The 20,457-nt window shown below is 41.7% G+C and carries 12 protein-coding genes; all 12 read right to left on the minus strand.

Translation table 11 applies throughout. From position 1 onward, the window contains the following. Window positions 1-18 precede the first annotated feature (18 nt). On the minus strand, window positions 19-927 hold the full coding sequence (locus tag M2419_RS04630; protein WP_259254359.1) for an epimerase: 909 nt from the start codon (window positions 925-927) through the stop codon (window positions 19-21). 46 nt (window positions 928-973) lie between these two features. Next, window positions 974-2,230: a sulfite dehydrogenase gene (soxC, locus tag M2419_RS04635; RefSeq protein ID WP_259254360.1), complete on the minus strand. Its 1,257-nt coding sequence runs from the start codon at window positions 2,228-2,230 to the stop codon at window positions 974-976. A gap of 6 nt (window positions 2,231-2,236) precedes the next feature. Continuing rightward, on the minus strand, window positions 2,237-2,848 hold the full coding sequence (locus M2419_RS04640) for a c-type cytochrome (RefSeq protein ID WP_259254361.1): 612 nt from the start codon (window positions 2,846-2,848) through the stop codon (window positions 2,237-2,239). After that, the gene (locus M2419_RS04645) at window positions 2,841-4,448 is read right to left on the minus strand and encodes a hypothetical protein (protein ID WP_259254362.1); all 1,608 of its coding nucleotides are present in this window, start codon (window positions 4,446-4,448) and stop codon (window positions 2,841-2,843) included. Before M2419_RS04645 ends, M2419_RS04640 begins: the two co-directional genes overlap by 8 nt. 19 nt (window positions 4,449-4,467) lie before the next feature. Further along, window positions 4,468-5,805 carry a hypothetical protein gene (locus tag M2419_RS04650; protein WP_259254363.1) on the minus strand — a complete coding sequence of 446 codons (1,338 nt, stop codon included), beginning with the start codon at window positions 5,803-5,805 and terminating at the stop codon, window positions 4,468-4,470. Between the two features lie 13 nt (window positions 5,806-5,818). Continuing rightward, complete coding sequence (locus M2419_RS04655) at window positions 5,819-7,156, minus strand: RagB/SusD family nutrient uptake outer membrane protein (RefSeq protein WP_259254365.1); 1,338 nt, start codon at window positions 7,154-7,156, stop codon at window positions 5,819-5,821. Between the two features lie 5 nt (window positions 7,157-7,161). Beyond that, entirely contained in the window at window positions 7,162-10,191 is a 3,030-nt protein-coding gene (locus M2419_RS04660; protein ID WP_259254366.1) for a TonB-dependent receptor, read from the minus strand. Between the two features lie 465 nt (window positions 10,192-10,656). Further along, the gene (locus M2419_RS04665) at window positions 10,657-11,799 is read right to left on the minus strand and encodes a TlpA disulfide reductase family protein (protein WP_182330994.1); all 1,143 of its coding nucleotides are present in this window, start codon (window positions 11,797-11,799) and stop codon (window positions 10,657-10,659) included. Between the two features lie 28 nt (window positions 11,800-11,827). After that, window positions 11,828-13,462 carry a S41 family peptidase gene (locus tag M2419_RS04670; protein WP_182330993.1) on the minus strand — a complete coding sequence of 545 codons (1,635 nt, stop codon included), beginning with the start codon at window positions 13,460-13,462 and terminating at the stop codon, window positions 11,828-11,830. Between the two features lie 21 nt (window positions 13,463-13,483). Further along, a complete protein-coding gene (locus M2419_RS04675; RefSeq protein ID WP_182330992.1) occupies window positions 13,484-15,487 on the minus strand; it encodes a TlpA disulfide reductase family protein in 2,004 nt (667 codons plus the stop codon). Between the two features lie 10 nt (window positions 15,488-15,497). Further along, window positions 15,498-16,862 (minus strand): RagB/SusD family nutrient uptake outer membrane protein, encoded by a 1,365-nt coding sequence (locus M2419_RS04680; protein WP_182330991.1) that lies wholly within the window; start codon window positions 16,860-16,862, stop codon window positions 15,498-15,500. 10 nt (window positions 16,863-16,872) lie between these two features. Continuing rightward, window positions 16,873-20,433, minus strand: a complete 3,561-nt coding sequence (locus tag M2419_RS04685) for a SusC/RagA family TonB-linked outer membrane protein (protein WP_259254368.1) — start codon at window positions 20,431-20,433, stop codon at window positions 16,873-16,875. Between the last annotated feature and the right edge of the window lie 24 nt (window positions 20,434-20,457).

Consider the following 20,457-nt stretch of genomic DNA (forward strand, 5'->3'; position numbering starts at 1 on the left):
ACTGACAATTTATTCTTGTTATTTTATTAAATCGTTCAATGCGCATTCAATTTCCGCAAAGTCGAAATCAAATCCATCTTCCAGGGTGAACCTGGTTGTCCCGGGAACAGGTTGGAGAAGAATACTTGAATCTACAGCTTTCAAGAACGATCCGATACGGGCAATTGCCCTAGGTATAGGCAAGCCAAAAGATGCACCCGAACTCGCTCTGAGCGCTTTCATAAATGTAGCATTGGTAACGGGACGGGGGCTACATGCATGATAAATAAACCGTGGTTGTGTCTGCTCAATTATCCACATCACTAATCGTACAAGATCGCGCTCATGAATCCAACTCACACATTGGCGTCCGTTAGAAATTTTACCGCCCAATCCCCTTCTAGCCAGCGGATGTAATTCAGCTAGCATACCTTGCTGTTTTGACAACACAGGGCTGACACGAAGTATCACTTTAAGCGTCTCAGGCAGGGCATATGCTGAAAAAGCAGCTTCCCATCTTTTGGTGAGCTGAGCAAGATACCCCTCTCCAACCGCAGTACTTGTCTCATCCTGCAGTTCATTTAATCCAGAAAAAAGAGATATACCAGAAAAGTTTATCCAAAGCCTTGGGGGTTTATCACAAGCTGCTATTGCTTTTCCTATTGCATTCGTCGGTAAAAGCCGTGAATCGGTCAGAATTGCTCTATTTTTTCGCGTAAATCGACGTCGTATGCTTTCGCCGCTTAAGTTTATCACGGTATCTGCACTTTCCAGTACATGAACCCATGTACCCAAATGCTCTCCGTCCCAAAACAGATAACTTACCCCATCTTCTTTCTCAGGCTGTTTTCGGGACAAAATCAACACTTCCCACCCCGATTCCAAAAACTTTTTCTTTAGCACTGTTCCAAGATGACCGGTCCCTCCAGCAAGTACAACTTTTCTCATATCCTCAAATCGATTTTAAAATGGTCGTTTAAATTTAATGCGAAGATCAAATACCCTCGACATCAGCAAGGAAAACCTCCCCTGTTTTCTCAATATCCCATCCTACAACTGGATTGAAATGATAACCAGACTTCGATTCCCGCGCTTTGACCAGTTGATTGTATGTTGGCTGTATATACCCTGTCTCATCAATTGCTTTACTGAGGACACGTGTCGGTTTTCCATCCCAATTCCACATGAATTTAAAGGCGGTATGTGCTTTTTCCAATACTGGCCCTTGTAAATGTGCTTCGTTCCATGTTTTACCATTGTCTGTACTCACCAGCACTTTTGTTACCTTTCCACGGCCGCTCCACGCTATACCACGTAATTCTTGCCAGCCTTCTTCAATTTTTTTCGGATAGGCGGGAAAGGTAATAATAGATCTGGCATCCATTACTAAACTAAACATCCGGATTTTCCCACCTTTAACTTTCTCGGTGTATTTTGATGTTTCCTCTCTAGTCATCACAGGTTTATCTGTGACCTCAATACGCCGCAACCATTTGATTTGAGTATTTCCTTCAAATCCGGGAATGACCAGCCGCATTGGATAACCTTGCTGTGGTCGAATAGCCTCTCCATTCTGACCATAAGCAATGATCGCCTCCGTCAGTGCTTCTTGCAAGGGTACACTGCGCGCCATTAAAGCGCCGTCTGCACCTTCCGCCAACAGCCATTTGGCTTTGGGTTTAACACCTAGATCGCGCAAAACGGTCGATAGCAATACACCTGTCCACTCACTTTGACTTGTTAAACCGCAGACTTCTCCAGGCGTCATTTCCCGTTTTCCATAACGAAAATTGCCAGAACATTCAATAAAGCATATCCGCGATACGGAAGGATATTTCTTGAGGTCCGAAAGTTTTAATCGGATAGGCTTTTCTACTAATCCGTGGATAAGTAACTCATGCTGCTCGGGGTCGATGTCGGGTATACCGGCGTGATGTCTCTCAAAATGGAGATCGGAGGGCGTAATTGTGCCTTGCAGATCTTCTAAAGGCGTACGGGAAGCTGTAGCGTAAGTAGCTATTCGCTTAGGGCTATCGAATTTAGAACGATAGCCAACTTCAGATGATGGCCTCCCCTGTACTTTGCTGGGATCGACAGTGATTTTGGAATCGAAATCAGGCTCTACAACCCGATTGGATATATGTTGATAGGCCACAAAACCTACCGCAATTGCTAAAAAGAAAGCTACTGTGACCGTCAACAAACGGACAAGCTTTCGTATCTGTTTTAAATATTCTTTTCCTTCAGACATATTCTTTTATCTAACCTCCTTCCCTCCGTGGCGATCATCTAACACGTATCTTTTCCTCGCGGGCATCTCTATTTGAGGTAAAGTTGTTGCTGTAATTTTATGCTCCTCATGTATAATTCCATTCAAGTACAACAGATAAGCTGTAATATCATAAACCTCTTGATCTGTTAGTGAACCCGGGGCGTTAAATGGCATGGCACGACGCACATAATCAAAGATTGTTGTCGCATAGGGCCAGTAATTACCGATGGTATTGCTCCCCGTAGAATCTGTGACCAGCTTATCTTCGGGCCCTTCATATCCATTCGCGCCATGGCAACTGGCACATTTTTGTCGGTATACTGAAGCACCTTGTTTAGCGGTTCCCTCGCCATTGGGCAAGCCTTTTCCGTCGGGGCGGACATCGATATCCCATTTGGCGATAAAACTTTTATCTGCAGGGCTTCCTATCCCAAACTTATCCGGCCATGTTGCCTGATACGCAGCCAGTCCATCCGACCAGTCTGTTTCACTCTGCTGCAAACTGGCTGTAGATGGGACTCGATCACTCATTTCGCAACATAGGAGGAAAGCGATCGCGCCGCCAATCGAAAGATATACTGCTCCACGTTTAGTCATACTGTCCAGCAACCAATTTACCCGGGGTAAGCTTATAATCTTTTATAACCTTATCTAGCACCACATAAAGCGAATCACGATTTTCGTCAATCCCGCTCAATATGACCCTATTTCCCCCATTAGATACCGTATAATGAAGAACGAAACGCTGTCTCATTTCTTTCCTCGCTAATTCATCTGCTTTAGCAAATTCTCGGATACGGCGTGTCGTCCGCGCTTTTTGATGTACATCATTTACCTCATGGGCAAACTTATATTTCACCGAATCGGGAATCCATTCTGTCAAGGAAATCGCTGGAGTGTCGGCAGATAGCTTTTGCTCTTTCAGATAGTTTCGAACGCCGCCATCGCCACCTTCGCCGGCTGTTACATTCCGCTCATCGGGAATCAACTTAAATTTGTCCTCCAGGTACAATGTTTTGTTATCCTTATCGGCGTAATAATGAAAAACACGCTGACCTCCGGCCACACCTGAAATTTCAAAACTTCGGTTTACATCCCGCTTCGGATCGCCCCCCCCATTTGAAAGGTCTAACCGTAAAGGACGATTGACCCGAAAGGTGAGTGTGGACCATTTCTCAAACGTTGCAGATTGCCAACGGATGCTATCGTATGGATTAAAAAATCTTGTTTCTCCATTTAGTTTAAATTCCGTTACATTGTACGTTCCCCGCAGTTCATTTACTCCTGCTGACGAAGGCTGTTTGTATGGATCGTATCGAAAATCGATGTATTGCAGATAGAAAAAGATGCCAACAAAAACAAATAAAACAAGAGCTTTGAGGCCTATTCTTATCGCGTTAATACCAGGCTTAAACGTAGGTAAATACAGCTCGATCTTTGTGGCAACTTCTTTGACAAATAAATTGTAGAACGGCTTGTAATAAGGCACGAGTAAAAATAAACTCAGCAAGACGAAATACGAACTGTAAACGTGAACTCCGCCATCATAGGCAAAATTCACAACAACGATCGCGCCCAAAGCACCTACCAACAATGCCGCACCAATAGGTACCGTTTTCCTGAAAAAAAGCATCGTACCTGCACTCACTTCGAGTATACCTGCAAAAACCTGATACCAGGGCACAATTCCAAACGAAAGCCAAAAGATCTTCTGTGCAGTTAAATTGCCATAGTCGGTATCCAAAATACCTAAAGAGGGATAAGGCATCTGCACCGGAAAAAGTTTTGTAAATCCAAAGCCTATAATACCCAAACCAGCTCTATAACGTACCACAACATTGAGCCAATAAAACAGCCTGTTATATTCAGATCGCTCTCTTTTGAGCAATCGTAGAACAAATGTCCAGATCAATGCTGCTACGATAGAAAAAAACAAGGTATTCACCCAAATACTATACCCCTCTAAACGATAGCCAAATGTAGTTTTGCCAAACCAATTTACACCAGAACCGAACCGACAGATATCATACAGATCGCGGTAATCCAAATTAAACCAGTCAATCGAAAATACTTGTTTATACCACAGCGGATTATTAGGTATAGCTATTATAATAAAGAAAATAAAGCTGACGCGAAATGCAATGAGCTGAAAGGTAGTCCATCGGGTCCTACCTAACGACGAATTATTTATTGACATCTTCAAATAGTTTAAAGGTTTATAATTTGTATCCAAGTCCTCGCCGTCCGATCTTCTTTACTTCGTAGAGCAGGTATTTTTTATCTACCTTACTGAGACTGGCCTTCACAGTGTTTCCTCGTGCATTAACACCGACCAAATTCACATGGAGGCTGTCGGGTCGCTCTACTTTAAAGCGGTAATTATCATTCGGATAATTTTTATTTGGATTTCTAAGCGCGATCGTGTCGCCACTAATCGTATACCGATAATAGAGACGGTCTCCAGTCTGGGTGAATTCATAATCTCTTTGCTGATCTTCCCGCTCGAGAAAGGCGGCGGGGGCTATATCCTTAAAAACTGTATTTACTTTTCGTACACTGATTGTATTCCATCGCTCAAAAACGACGTCCTTCCACCTTACGCTGTCAGTTGGCGAAAACGCCAATGTATCGCCATTAACAATAAAAGTGTCTACTAGATATTTTCCTTCGATAGCTGGTAAACCAGCCTCGTTTGGATAATGCAGCGATTGTTCCGGGTGCTGGTAGATGGAATAAGACCTGACTGCCACCAATACAACAAACACGAACACGAAACCTACTTTGAGCACTATCCGCCATTTTGACCAGCGTACTGTTTTCCAATCCAATTTCCAACTGGCGGGTAATGTTTCTTTAAGAGATACAATCAATGATCCTAAGCGTTGCACATCATATAGAAAAATGGGCAAAGTCAATAGGATGATATAAGTAGAAACAAAATAGGTGGGCCCTTGATAGGCCAAATCGGCCAAAAATGCATTTCCATAGAATGGAATGACAAAAATAACCGACAAAAAAGCTGTTTTCCGAAAGAGCAAAAGTAGCGCGGCAACAAGTTCAACAATACCCAAAAAAACCAGATATGCCGGAGCCGCCGATAAACTTAACAACAGGTGCTTCCAATCTGCAAAATAACCATATGCTGTGTTTAAATGACTCAAGGATAGCTCGGGAACAAATATGGGAAACAGCTTGAGAAAGCCGGCTACAAATAATATGGCAGCTAGCTTAAAGCGCACAAATATTCTTAGATAATAATAGTATAACTGCTCCCTAACATCACTGTCGGTATTGTCCCTTTTCAACCAAATAGCAGCTCCTGCTAATGCGATAATCAAGATCAATAACCAATCTTGTATACTATTCTGTTCGCCGAAATAGTGCGGCAAAAATGTCACTAACTTGAATACGTCCACAATAAAATATTGCCAGCTGATCGTAAACAACGTTTTATAGAATTCTGGCTGCAAGGGCAGACTGAGCAACAAGATAAAGAGTATGCTCACACGAAGAAGATACTTCTCCAGCTTGTGTTTTTGAAAAAATAATGCCATCTGATGTCAATATTTAGGATGAATAACCTGGATTTTGTTTCAGTGCCGGATCGGCGAGAATCTGACTATATGGGATGGGCAACAACAACCGGAATGATTCGCCTATTCCCAATACCTGCTGTGCTCTACCTGTCCGAACCAAATCAAACCATCGATGTGCCTCAAAAGCGAATTCAAGACGGCGTTCGTTCTCAATCCATAGCAAGAGATTACTTTTACTGGTTGTGAATAAATTATCTGGAAGCAAAGCTCGTTTTCTAACTTTATTGAGATCCGCCAAGGCCAGATTATATTCGTTTAATTCAGCATAGGCTTCAGCTCGAATAAGATAGAGTTCAGCAATTCGGATGACATAAGTCGGATCGGCACCTGAACTTCTGTAATATAAATCACCGTACCAACGATTTTGGTTATCCTTAGCTATTAATACACTCCGCGCGCCCGCTGTACTCGTATTTGTCAATAAGGCAATCAGCGGGTCACTAGGAGCCCATTGTCTTGTACCTCCATTCGTTTGCGGTTGCCATTGAGCCCGGTGCGGATTTGGTTCGTTGATACTGTAAAATAGTTCGAATACCGATTCTCTGGTTCCGGTAACGTCATTTTTAAAAAAGGCATAATAAGGAGCTATTAATTCATAATTGGATTGGTCATCGATCAATAATTTTGCGTAATCTCTCGCTTTCTCCCAATTCTTCTGATATAGATAGTATCGGGCCTTTAAAGCCCATACGGTTTTTTTTGTAAAAGCAAATCGATCTGTTGTGCTTGTTAAAAGGCCTTCGGCCAAGTTGAGGTCATCAAGAATTTGCTGATACGTCTGTTCAACTGTACTACGTGCGATACCGATATTATCGCCTACTTTCGCTGTCGGTTCCTTAATTAATGGAACTCCACCCCAGACACGCACCAAATCAAAATAGGCCAATCCCCGGATGGCATATGCTTGTCCCAACACCTTATCCTTGACGGCTGTCGGTATTCCATCGCCTTCATAATTCGCAATTGCGCGAATGACGTTATTCGCACGATTTATCGTTGTGTAAATCCCATTCCAGGTGGATGCTATTGTTCCATTCTCTGGATTGACTTTATGGTTGATAAACTCCTGTATTTGTGACTGTGACCCTGTCCATTGAACATTATCACCCGATAAATAAGCAATAGATTGATAATTTACACTGTAGTAACTTCTCAATGCATCATACACCCCACTAATAGCTGCATTGGCGGATGTTTCGTCTTTGATGATGCCATCTCCCGATATAGACGACTTGGGGTCAACCTCTAAGAACGAAGAACAGTTTGTAAATAAGAGGAGGTAAAATATGTAAATAAATTTTGTTCTCATGACGCTTATAAAGTTAAATTAACACCTAGCTGGAAACTTCTGGGCTGAGGCGGGGTTCCCAAATCAATTCCTTGTTGATTTGCTGCGCTGTTTGCTGCCGATTCGGGGTCAAGCCCCGTGTATTTCGTAATCGTGAATAAATTGGTTGCCTGCACATAGATTCTCAACTTTGAAAATGGCGATTTTCCTAAGCTCTTCGAGGTGAAATTGTACCCTAAACTTAATGTTCTGAATCTCAGATAAGAGCCGTCTTCGAGCCATCTACCACCACCATCTTTGTAATTATTATTATTGACCCCATCAGAACGCGGAACATCGGTGATATCCCCAGGCTCTTGCCACCGGTCGAGATTAGATTTAAAAATGACCCGCGCAGCATCTCTAGCACCGCCGGCTTCTCCGAAGAATCTATTGTGATTATATATTTTGTTGCCTATTGAGAATGTAAAGAATGTACTCAGATCAAAATTTTTATAGGAAAAATCATTACTTAATCCCCCGAAATAATCTGGCCAGATGCTACCCAAAATCTGCCTGTCTCCAGTTGTTATACGTCCGTCTCCGTCCACATCTTCGTACACGGCATTTCCTGTTTGCGGATCGACATACAATTGATTGTATAACCAAAAAGAATACATTGGATATCCTTCCTTGAATTGAATAAGGTCTCTACTACCATAATTTTGAGGTGTCGCTAATTTCTCGATCTTGTTTATATTTCGGGCAATATTAAAGGAGGTGCTCCAAGAAAAGACATCACTTCTAAGATTTAACGAGCTAATGCTCAACTCAAAACCTTTATTACTGATCTCTACAGCATTATTCGTAAAATTGCCAAAACCTGTGGTTCCAGGTAACACTTCCGTCAATAATCCGTCTTTTGTATATTTGTAATAGTAGTTTATTGCTGCAGTTAATCTATTGTTCAGTAAAGCCGCATCCAAACCGATATTAAATTGAGATGTAGTCTCCCAGCTAAGCTGCTGGTTGGCCAATTGTTCAGGAAAAACTCCAGCAACTCCTCGGTACGACGACCCTACACCTGACCACAATTGCCTTGAAGCAAAGGAATTGATGCCATTTTGATTTCCTGTGAGACCATAACTGGTTTTTAGCTTAAGGTCATCCAAGAAAGCAACATCTTGTAAAAAGCTTTCTTTACTTAAGCGCCAAGCAGCACCGATTGCCGGAAAATAACCCCATTGATATCCTTTATTAAACTTTGAAGACCCATCTGCGCGTAAGGAAAGATCCAATAAATATTTGTCATCAAAGGCATAATCTACCCTTCCGAAAAAGGATGCCAGCTTGTATTGGTCCCAGTCTTGGTTACCTGTTGTTGTAGCAGCGGTATTGATTAGTTTAAAGTCATTTGTTGCAAAGCCCCGACCTTCTGCTGAGGTGAGCGAAAAATAACTACCCTGTAACGTATTTCCCAACAATGCGCCAATGGTATGGCGGGAGCCTAATTTTTTCCGGTATGTCAATGTTTGTTCATTGATCCAGGTTGTTGCTTGTGAAATTGCAGAAGTGGCCAATCCATTTACACCACTTCCAGCGATTAGCAATTTATTCCAGTACTCGTGTTCATTGTAATTGTTATAATCCACACTAAATGTCGAACGAAACTTCAATGCTGGTGTGATCTGATACTCACCATAAACATTTCCGATGTAGCGCAAACTTGTTGATCCCACATCATAATTCTCTAATAAAAGCGTTAGATTGTCAAATCCGGCTCTACCGACCAGAACACCTTGGTCATTGTAGGGCGATAGATAGGTCGGCGTATGCAAAGCTGCCTGTAAAATACCTCCTTGAGGCCCATCCCCTGCACGACCTTGGTTACGTCCCGTCCTAGAAATACCATTACTCGATCCTATTTTAAGTTTATTGTTTATCTTCTGGTCTATGTTAAAACGAAAGTTAGCTCGATCAAAAGATATTGGTTTTAAGATGGATTCTTGTTTGTTATACCCGGCGCTCAAATAGTAAGCTGTATTGTCGCTTCCTCCATAGACAGATAGATCTGCATTATATACAACAGCGGTCCGAAAAGCTTCCGAAAGCCTATCGTACGTCTGTTGTTCAGAAGGTAATCCTCTCCCGCCGTCTGCAACAGGCCTAAATGGTTCAGCTTGACCAATATTTCTAAAATACTCATTTACGAGTTCGGCGTGTTCGGGGCCTGAGGTTAATTCCCACAGTTTAGCGGCTTTTGCGCTTCCTGCGTAAAGGTTGATGTCAATCTTTGCCGATTGTGCGTTTTTTCCTCGTTTGGTTGTAATTAAAATAACCCCGTTAGCACCCCGTGATCCATACAGAGCAGTTGCTTCAGCGTCTTTCAGTACTTCAACATATTCGATGTCCGAAGGGCTCAGATCTGCAATGGGAGATGTGGCCTTGCCTCCTGTATTGATTGTTTGGAGGCTCTCTGAATTTAGAAATACACCATCGATGACGTACAAAGGATTATTGTCTGCATTGATAGAGGTTGCGCCCCGCAGACGGACGTGCAATGCATCTCCTGGTATTCCTGAACTGGCCGCAACCTGCATGCCAGCCACCTTCCCTTGGAGCTGTGCATCAAAACTGCCTGTGGGGATGTCTTTTACAGCTTGTTGAGATACCCGATCCACGGCACCAATAAGATTTTTTTTCGCTATAGTTGTATACCCAACAACAACGACTTCATCCAAACTTTCAATGGCTCTATTTAGTTCAATTATTGCCGGAGACGTTTCAATGACAAGGTTTTGAGTTGTATAACCAACCGAAGTAACGATTATCTTAAACGGCAATTTTTGTCCTGTTACAAAGGAGAATTTCCCTTTTCGGTCTGTTTTCACGCTATGAGTTACTGCTTCCAGCTGAACGGTGGCACCTTCTATGGGCTCTTTTGTCGCGGCATCAATTACCGTTCCCGAAAGAGAAGCATTGATAATCGGTTTTGTTTCTTGAGCCCACACTGCTGCGATAGAGGCCCAGATAAAAAAAATAGAAAGCGAGTACGAAAATACTCTACGATATTTCATAGTTTTGGGTGTTTGATAGTGAATACTGCAAGTGCCAACGCCAATTGAACTTGTTATTTGCTTATTAAATCAAGGGGAGGTTATTTACTTCCCTTTGTCAGTTTAGGTACACATTCGGTGGGGAATACAATAGTGATTAACAAAATCAAATATTGCACGAAGAGAAGAAAATCGGGTTTGATGTAAATTTTTCATACGTTTTATTAATGGTTTAGATTCTATCGTTGCCAACGCCAATTGAAACGAACGATGCTAATATAAAAATATTTTTACAAAGACTACTATTTTAATAGACTTTATTTAAATAACTGAAGATTATATAGTTCTACAACATATTGCAAGACACAAAGATTCGACACATATAGACTGCATTAAAATCAAAAAGAAAGGCTGTACTCAATGACAGCCTTCTCTTTCTAACCGAATATAAGCCAACCCAGGTAAGGATTCACGCATATTGGAAAACTATTTGGAAAAAATTTCCGCCAATTTTTTATCCAATTCTTCACCACGTAAATATTTCGCAATGATTTTACCATTAGGGTCTACCAAGAAATTCATGGGAATAGCCTTGACATCATACATGACTCCAGCTTCATTTTCCCAACCTTTGAGATCCCCGACCTGCTTCCAAGAGAGGCCATCATCCTCAATTGCTTTCAACCATTTCGCCTTATCGGCGGCCTTATCCATGGATACTCCTAGAATTTCAAATCCTTGTTTTTGGTATTTAGCATAGGATTTAACCAAATTTGGGTTTTCACGTCGACATGGTGCACACCAGGATGCCCAAAAATCAATCAGCACGTACTTGCCACGGTAATCGGATAATTTCACAGGCTTACCATTAACATCGGGCTGTGTAAAATCCTGGGCTTCTACCCCCTCGCTTGTTTTTTTGACCAAGGCTATTCGTTTGGCCAAGTCCTTTCCTAGGATCGAATTCTGCAGACTAGGATCTAGCGTAGCAAATATCTTTTCGGCTTTGAGCGCATCAAACTCAGGGGGCAAAGTAGAATTAAAAGCCATTAAAGCCATATAGCTTTTAGGATTTTTAGCCACATAGTCCAATTTTGCATCGATGGTCTGTTGCTGTATCGCATTCGCGCGATCCTCCAATGTCTTGATATATTTAGGATCTTGCTGATCTGCGAGCGACTTAGCTTTATATTCGTTATTTAAAACCTCATATTGATCGTATATCGGTTTCAACATCGTATTTACCCGTTCATTTTCTGTATTTAAAGGGGATCCAGAGATTTTTGCATGTTTAATTGAATCTGCCGCTACAAATTTGATCGTCGCTGATTCAATAAAAAAAGGAAGAATGTCTTGTTTCGGTGGTTTAGCAGGGTCAAAAGGAGCATTATCGTGAATAATACGTAAATGCGCTTCCATCGGGGAAGGGATGCTTCCCTTAAATTCAAATTTTCCGTTTTTCATATCTACGGAATCAATGCGTTCTTTTCCGTCATAATTAAGACGCAGATATGCTTTCGCAGGTTTGTCTAACTTGCCCACTGCTCCTTGCAGTGTATAATTTTGTTGTGCATATCCTAATACTGGCAATACGCAAGCTAATGCTAGCGCCCATTTCATATTTTTCATAATTATTTAGTTTTTCTCGTTCAAAAATCTATTTCACTAATTTCGTCAGACTGTTTTTAGCAGGCTGTCCGACCGTTCCTGTCTGTAATAATTGTTTGTAAAGTTTTTCATCCCGTAGTACAGACAATGCTTCTTTAAAACTTTGGTTGGATTCGTTCCGGACCCGGGCCATGTAATCACCGCCAGTATATAATAATGAACCTACTTGTGCTTTAAATTCAACATCAATAGTAGCATGCGCGTCAAGCTGTTGTGGAGGTGGAATTGCTACAGCAATTTTGTTTGCGGCAGTGATCAGTTGCTGGTGTACTTCTTTTGGAACTTTAAACCTTATGTTGAATGCTTCGAAGTCTGGATACGCTTTGAGCAGAGCCTCACGATTTTGTTGGACAAACTCAAATCCACCTTTGGCAACAAGCCCACTGTTCATCAGTTGTGTCATCCACGTACTATATTCATTGGTATCTATGGGAACAAAACGATCTGGCATAATTCCACCACCACCAAAAACAATCCTTTTATTTCCAAGTGTCGTGTATTTTAAAGAGTCCGGAAATGAAATATGTCCTTCTTCCAATAATTCTTTTGATTCCATTCGACGGTTAAAATCCTGGAAATAATCATCCTTCCCTTTATTGTAGGGCTTTTGAATAGAACGTCCTGATGGGGTATAGTAACGCGCACCTGTAAGCTGCATTTCTGAGCCATCCGATAGGGCTACCGGTTTTTGCATCAGTCCTTTTCCGAAACTACGGCGGCCGATGATCACAGCACGATCCCAATCTTGAAGCGCGCCAGTGACAATTTCACTGGATGAAGCAGTAGCTTCGTCAATAAGGACCGCAAGATGTCCTTCGTAGAACTGGCCAAATCCGCCCGTAAAGTAATAGTCTTTTCCTCCTTCGTTGGGCACTGAGTAAAAGACAATTTTCTCCTTAGGCAAAAACTCATCGGCAACACCAATTGCAGATTCGACATAGCCTCCACCATTGCTCTGCAAATCAAGGATCAGCTTTTTCATTCCTTGTTCTTTCAGATTTTTTAGAGCAGCATCAATCTCCTGACGTGTAGTTCTATTAAAAACTGAAAGCGCAATGTAACCGATCTCCTGATCTACCATATAACTTTCTCGAACCGATCTCTCCAATATATTTTCGCGAACAATACTAATATTCTTGCTTTCCTTGCTTCCCGGAGACGCAATTGTAAGGAGTACTGGCACGTCTTTTTCACCGCGCAATTTTTCCATAATCTCCTTATTGCCCCATTTTTGCTCAAGAATGCTTTCTCCGTCTATCCCTTGGATCTGATCACCGACACGTATTCCTGCACGCATGGCAGGTCCATCAGGATTGACTTTGGTGACAAAAGTCTGCTCTTTTGTTTTTAGAAACTGAATGCCTATCCCAGCAAAGCTTCCACTCATGGCGACACGCATCTGTTCAGCCTCTTCACGACTTGTATAGCGGGAATGTGGATCTAAATCCGATATCATCGCTTTGATAGCCGCATCCACCAGATGTTCTTCGTTGACCTGATCGACATAATTCTGCTGAATAAGCTTCAGTGCTTCCTCAAATTTATACTTTGGATTCATTTGAGCCTGTAAGGACAATCCCAGACCAAACATGCCGACGAGTAAGGTCGTTGCTTTCCTATTCATATTATCTAATATTTTAATAGTCTATTTTTCGTTTTTAAGTATTTCGATAGCCAGGGAAAGTTCGTCCATCAATTTGCTGGGGCTTCCTGAGTAACCTCCCGAGCAATAACGCACCCGACCATTTTTCACAATGATTTTTCGCGGAATAGATGAATCGCCGAATAGAGGTACCAATTGTTTGAACACCAAATCCTGCTCATTCGTCTTTGGATTGACGGAATCATGCAACAAATTGAATCGAAAACCTTCTCCACGAACATAGTTCACTGATTTATCTTTATAATTTCCGGTCTGCATGGTACCTAACATATAGATGGCAACATGTTTATCCTGCGCATACTTGTCGACCAAGAGCTGCATCCCAGGAAAAGCCATAATACATGGGCGGCACCAGGTAGCCCAAAAATCCACAACAACAATTTTATCTTTCCAATCTTCTGGTGTAATAAACAGTCCTTCGGCAGTTTCCAATCGAAAATCTGGCATAGGATGATTGACCCAATTGTGATCCACATAGGCCTGTATTGCAGCTTTTTCCTCCTTGGATTTTAATCCCGCCAAGTAAGTTTGATAAGCAGCCTCATCACCATCATGTCCTTTTAAATAAATTGCTTTGAGCTTATCAAACATACGTGGTGTCATTGCATTGTATCTTGCACTCATCTCGAGTAAGGGTAAGATTTGTTTGTCATCGCCTAAACCGTCCAGCACCTGAAGATTAATTTCATTGAGTTCGGCATTATTGTATTTACCATCTTCGGAAAGCAGCAAGAAATATTTTCTGGCTTCTTGATACTTTTTGAGATCATTTAATAAAGAAATATGGGTAAAAAGACGGTCATCCAAATTTTTAACGACATTGGAATCTGCCTGTGTCTGCCGATCAAAATCTTCCTGATAGGAGTTGTCTCCTTTACGCGCGATCAATTTGGGCAGAATTGCTTCTGATACTTGATAAAGGCTATCTTTACCAACCATTTTAAACATATATGCACGCATGATATTCCAGCGCATCAATTCGTTTCCTGTACGGAAATCGATATCGTCATACAGTTTCGCAAACTTGTCAAGTTGTTTGGAGTCGAAGTAAGCCGATCCCAGTCCACGGTATACTGCATAATAGATAAACCCCTGACCGTTGGGATGCTGACGCCATTGCTGAACAGGAAAACGTTGTAAAAAATTCTCATACGAAGCAATTACCTCCGCTTTGTTTGGACTGCTTCCCATGGTATTGCTGTAAGCGATAAACCGGGCCGTCGCACCAGTTGGAAAGTCGGTGTTTACACGCTGCTCGATCAATTGGGTCAAGGCTCTATCCTGAAGCCGCACGCTCGCAAAACTATAGAGTTGGTTAAGGTTTTGATCAGAGATATCCTTTTGTTTAAGTTCATCGTTTATCAACTTCTTGGCGTATGCCGGAAACGCGCCCTCCAAAGCCAATTTTTGTAAGTTCATAAAAGGCTGAAAATACCGCAGGTAACGATTTCCCGACAAAGCAAATTCTTTTTCAGCTAATCCTTTCAGATAGGCAGCTGGCAACGCAGGGGGCTGACTACTATAATATGAAAAGATTCCACCACCAGCTATTGTAGGTACCTGAAAAGCAGCTTCTCCCAAATATGCCCCCTCTACGGAATTTCCTTTTCCATCGACTAGAGCAATAGCATAGCCACGATCCTGATTGTTGTCAATTGCATCCGGGTGATCAGCTTCTCCCTGGTAGAATTTTACTGCTATAAAAGCCGTCGTCGGTTTAACCGGTACCGCTACTGTCCATAGCCCTGTCGCATTTTTCTGCATGGAAAGGCTTATCTGCTTCCAGTCAAAATCTTCAAACAAAAAGAATGTCGCATGTATTGCATCACTAAATTCAAGATCCTTGTCTTTGGCGCTGTAGACCACCTGAACAGGCGCTGTCGTTTGGGGTTTTGCCGGTTTGAAAACGCTGCTGTCAAATCGAGGCTGCGCATATAACACAGCCTGGACAAACAACAGTACTAAAAAGATCATCTGTTTTTTCATCTTATATAAATTATCTGGGGTTTTGGCCAATTTCAGGATTAAGAGTCAACACTTCCTGGTTAATGGGGTATATCAAACGTGGGCTTGAAGCCGTCAAGGTATAAGTCTGTCCATTTAACGTACGGCTAACAGGTTTAAAATAATTACCATCCAACGTAAGGCGGCGCATGTCGTACCAACGTAGATCCGTTCCAACAAATTCGCGACGACGCTCGTCGACGACCGACTGTAGTAAGTCACCACTGATATCTGTCGGTGAAAGTGCGATGTATTTACTGGCTGCAAAACGCTTCTTGCGCAATAGATTTAGCAATTCGACTACTTTGGCTACATTATTTTGACGAGCGTATACCTCTGCCCGATTTAGAATTATTTCAGGGCTATTCAAACCTACATAAGAGTTGTAATAATAAGGGTTATTAAATAAAGGTTTGATGTATACCGATCCTTTGTAGGTATTGACATCGGTACCAATGAATAATTTCAGCCGAAGATCATCAGCTTTGTACAGTGCGATAAGTTCAGGATTTATCGGACCGCGTATAAATCCTGAGCTTAACTTTGACAAGAGTACTTCCTTATCATCAATCAACCGAGGATAGGAGCCTGAAACGTAGTCCTCCAGATTATACACTGTAGGATCTAAAGCTAAGGCCAAGTCGGCATATCTACCTGCTTCTTCAAAATTACGCATTGTCAAGTATACTCTTGATAACAAGGCATAAGCGGCGATTTTGGAAGGATGGTAATTAAAAGTCGGATAATTAGGTAGATTTTCCGTAGCCAAACTTAAATCTGTGATCATCTGTTCATAAATCCGAGCTAGCGACACACGACTTAGGTTTTCAAAAAGATCTGCTTTCAGCAATAATGGTAATCCGGGTTGGCTTTCGGCCTTTGTGGGGTCATATACTTGGGCATACTGATTGGCTAAAGAAAAATAGGCAAACGCGCGATGAACACGAGCTTCAGCAGCTACAGCAAGCTTTTGTGACGTTGTGCCATTTTGGCTTTCCATCACCCCGTCAAGAATTTCATTGGCAATGTAAATCTGTTTATACAGATTATTCCAGGCTACATCTTGCTGATTGTCTACATAGAAATAGTCATTCCAGATATAAGCTCTTTGGTAATTCTCGCCCCAGGCCAATGAAGCTGTAGTTGGGACTTCCGCAGCGATATTATCACTTGTGATAAGTGGCAGTATATACGAACTTTCAAAGTTACCCTTATTGTTGAGAAGATAACGAAAATCGTCGGTTGTCTTCAGGGTACGTTTATCATACTGATCTACTTCTACAAATTTCCGACATGAAGCTGCCAATAATACGCTCGAGGATAGTAGGCTATAGAGGATAATATTTTTGATTTTCATGATTTCAGGTTTAAAAAGATAGGTTTAGACTCATAAAATACGTTGGTGAGGGCGGAAGATTTGAATAACTATTCAATGTCCGATAACTTGGATCAATTCCATCTTTATTTTTTCGCCAAAGTAAGCCCAGATTGCGAACACTCGCATTTACGTTTACAGATTTAAACGGTGTATGTTCCAAGGTTTTGAATGGAAAACTATAACCTAGATCAATCTGTTGCAAGCGAACATTACTACCACTGATTACCAACGCATCCGAATTGGCATAACGGGACAAACTATTGTATTGGTATCCTTGCTTACTCAACCCTGGTACGTTTGTGAAAGCCTCATCTCCAGGTTGACGCCATCTCTTTGCTAAATCAGACTGAAGACCGATGACTCCAGAATAGGGAGCATAATCTGGATAGTTTTGTACGGAAAGTCGTCTAAATACATGTCCCAATTCGTAGGTTATACGAACTCCCAAGGTGAAATTACGATAGGAGAATGTATTGAATAGTCCACCAAAATAGGGCGGTGTGGTACGCCCCACTTTCACAAGGTCTTCGGGTGAAATAGCTGTAGCAGGTGCATCAGCATTGACAATTTCTCCATTTTGTTTGTATACCTGCGAACGTCCTTGATTATCTAATCCTGCCCATCGGTAGGCATAGACATAATCTATTGAATTTCCGACAATCGGAATAGTTCCATTGATATAGTCAAGCACCCGAGTCGGATTGCTGAAACGCGAATCTGTGACTTTATTGGTATTATAACCAAAATTGAATAATGTATTCCATTTCACCTTAGATTGCAACCAAACAGCCCTTAAGCCTAAATCAACACCTTGCCCGGACATTGTCGAGCTATTAAATTTCAGACGCGTCCAGCCATAGGTTGGGTTGAACGGAAAATCATAAATAATATCAGAAGATTTCTTCGTATAATAATCTACGTTAAACTGTAGTCTGTTTTGCCAGATGCCGTAATCTACGCCAATATTTAGTGTATGGACTTTTTCCCAGCTAATCTGACTATTAGCAGGAGATACAATTTCTGCCGTTACTTCATTTGTAATGTTATCATTACTTGTATTGATAACAACTACCCTATTTGCACCTGTTGGCAAAATACCGTTGACTCCGTAGGTCATACGAATCCCCAAAGCATCTACCCATGTCGATGCCTTTAAGAAGTTTTCTTTTTTAACATCCCATTTTCCACCTACAGACCAAAGTGGCTTACCGCGCTCACTCTTAGAAGCACCAACTAGCGTAAAATCATCAAATCGAATGCTTCCAGAAAGTACATATTTACCGTTAAAGGCCGAAAAAGCGCCATTGGAATAGTAAGATAACGCTCGGTTTCTATTCTTTGCAATAGCAGCATTGGAACTGAAATAATTATCCCAACCATAAATCGTCGAGTAACTTCCTCTTGGATTTATAACGGCAAATGAATAGGTATCAGCGTTGAATCCTAAATAGTTATCTCCGGATGACCGGTAATTATTCTGTTTCCATTCGGCACCGGCGAGAAAATTCAAATTATGCTCCATAGACCTGCCAAAAGCTTTGTTGATATTCAGCTGCGAACGGAAAACGTACTGGGAGCCATTATAATTTTGAATGCCCAATCGACCTCCCATCGGATAGCCATATACATAATTTCCATTAGCATTGAACGTAGTACCGATATTGATCTGATTTCTCTGGCTATAACTATTTACCCCGTCAACATTTTCCGTGTTGTTCAGCTGCCGCTGCCATTGCCCCATTACCGAGAGATCTGCCCAACTGGTCAGTTTGGTATTGATATCCATATGCATCCGCAACCCATGATTTTGATTATTATAATTTGCAGCAGTAAGCTCTTCTATTGGATTATAAGCCCAATCCATATAACCTTTGTTCTCAAAATCCTGCGAGACCTCAGGTCTAAATTGAATATAGCGTCGTATGTTATTTCCGTTCTCATCTTTCAACAGATCATAAGGGAGAAGGCCGCCTGAACTAATATTTGATGATAGAGCGTTGATTACGGCCGAATTACCAATGGAATTCCCATAATTATACGTAATACCGGTAGCTAACTTAACGCGGTCGTTGAAAAGCATATTGGTAAGATTAGCCGTTGTATTGAAGCTTTCTGCTTTATTTGCGCGAAACACGGGGACATCTTTTGTATAATTGGTGGAGACAAAGTAGGTGCTCTTATTGGCTCCTCCCGAGATCGAAAGATTATACTGTTGGGAAGTCGCTTTCTGCAATAGATAGTCTTTGATTTGATTACGATTATCAGTAGATGCAAGTCTTGAGAGTGCTGCATCGCGTTCCTGCTCAGTTGCTGTCCCCCGTATTGAACGAAAAATCCATTCGAGTGATTCAGAGTGAGGTTTGTTACTATTAAATGCGTCCCAGCTATTTTTTTCGATATTGTCTGCTATAAAGCCTTCCTCGACCAATTGTTTTTCAAGGTCAATATATTGCGACGAAGACATCCTGTCCATTTTATTAAGATCAGCCGGAGAAGCGATACTTAAGGAAGTACCAAAATTGATTGATGTTGGGGTAACTCTTCCTTTTTTAGTTTCAATAACGATTACCCCATTTGCAGCTTTGGCTCCCCAGATTGATGATGCCGCAGCATCCTTCAATACAGTTATGCTTTCGATATCGTTCGGATTTATTCGGCTTAATACCGCACCACCAGAGCTCTGTGTATTGCCCTTATTCGTAAGCGAAAATTGGGCATCAACTGTTTCTGCCATCGGGAATCCATCGACTACGATCAATGGTTCTTTTGGAGTTCCCCCGGTACCAAAACTATTTATACCGCGTATCTGTATGTTATTTGTCCGTGGATCTACATACATCCCCGGTACGAGGCCCTGTATTCGTTCAAGAATATTGATTGCTGGTGTTTCCTGTAATTGTTTGGCCGTCACGTTTCCAAATGAACCGGTAGCTGTCTCTTTGGGGATTTTAGTGTACCCCATAGACACCACTTCAACATCATCCAACACATTGACGACCTGTTCCATCGTCACATTAATTTGATTGCTAGCACCAATTACACGGCGTTGAGGCTCCATACCCATGTAAGAAAAAATAATGGCATCAGCAGGTTCTGTAAGACGTAGTGTATAACTTCCATCGCTACTTGATGTCACCCCCGAACGCACGGCATGTCCATCAGATATGACCGTAGCCCCAACCAAGGGTGTACCTTTACTATCTTTCACAAATCCAGAGATAGTTTTCCAATACAGGTCATTACCATCTTTACTTACCTTATCTCTATTGTCACGAATAATGGTAAAATAATTATTTTGAACGTAGAGAAAGAGATAATTGTTTGGATAGAGAAGTTCTTTCAATACAGTCTCCACCGGAATTCTCTTATTTTTCGGGATCAGATCACTGTTGACAAAAGAATCCCGGATTAGTCCCTCTTCATAAGAAAATTTGGTTCCGTAAATGCGAGTTACCTCGCTAAGAGCCTGCCCGAGACTAGCTCTTTTTTGTGCAAAGCTACCTGTGGTACTCATCAGGCAGACAATAGGCACAAGAAGTTTAGTTTTCATAAATTTTGATTGATTACTAGTTGT

The sequence above is a fragment of the Sphingobacterium sp. BIGb0116 genome, from assembly GCF_024808035.1.
Classification (GTDB): Bacteria; Bacteroidota; Bacteroidia; order Sphingobacteriales; family Sphingobacteriaceae; genus Sphingobacterium; species Sphingobacterium paramultivorum.

What these genes read in the sequence shown, in the direction of transcription:
- M2419_RS04650 (WP_259254363.1), bottom strand. Translation starts at nt 5,805, where the DNA reads ATGGCATTATTTTTTCAAAAACACAAGCTGGAGAAGTATCTTCTTCGT.
- M2419_RS04630 (WP_259254359.1), bottom strand. Translation starts at nt 927, where the DNA reads ATGAGAAAAGTTGTACTTGCTGGAGGGACCGGTCATCTTGGAACAGTG.
- M2419_RS04645 (WP_259254362.1), bottom strand. Translation starts at nt 4,448, where the DNA reads ATGTCAATAAATAATTCGTCGTTAGGTAGGACCCGATGGACTACCTTT.
- soxC (WP_259254360.1), bottom strand. Translation starts at nt 2,230, where the DNA reads ATGTCTGAAGGAAAAGAATATTTAAAACAGATACGAAAGCTTGTCCGT.
- M2419_RS04665 (WP_182330994.1), bottom strand. Translation starts at nt 11,799, where the DNA reads ATGAAAAATATGAAATGGGCGCTAGCATTAGCTTGCGTATTGCCAGTA.
- M2419_RS04680 (WP_182330991.1), bottom strand. Translation starts at nt 16,862, where the DNA reads ATGAAAATCAAAAATATTATCCTCTATAGCCTACTATCCTCGAGCGTA.
- M2419_RS04655 (WP_259254365.1), bottom strand. Translation starts at nt 7,156, where the DNA reads ATGAGAACAAAATTTATTTACATATTTTACCTCCTCTTATTTACAAAC.
- M2419_RS04660 (WP_259254366.1), bottom strand. Translation starts at nt 10,191, where the DNA reads ATGAAATATCGTAGAGTATTTTCGTACTCGCTTTCTATTTTTTTTATC.
- M2419_RS04670 (WP_182330993.1), bottom strand. Translation starts at nt 13,462, where the DNA reads ATGAATAGGAAAGCAACGACCTTACTCGTCGGCATGTTTGGTCTGGGA.
- M2419_RS04675 (WP_182330992.1), bottom strand. Translation starts at nt 15,487, where the DNA reads ATGAAAAAACAGATGATCTTTTTAGTACTGTTGTTTGTCCAGGCTGTG.
- M2419_RS04640 (WP_259254361.1), bottom strand. Translation starts at nt 2,848, where the DNA reads ATGACTAAACGTGGAGCAGTATATCTTTCGATTGGCGGCGCGATCGCT.
- M2419_RS04685 (WP_259254368.1), bottom strand. Translation starts at nt 20,433, where the DNA reads ATGAAAACTAAACTTCTTGTGCCTATTGTCTGCCTGATGAGTACCACA.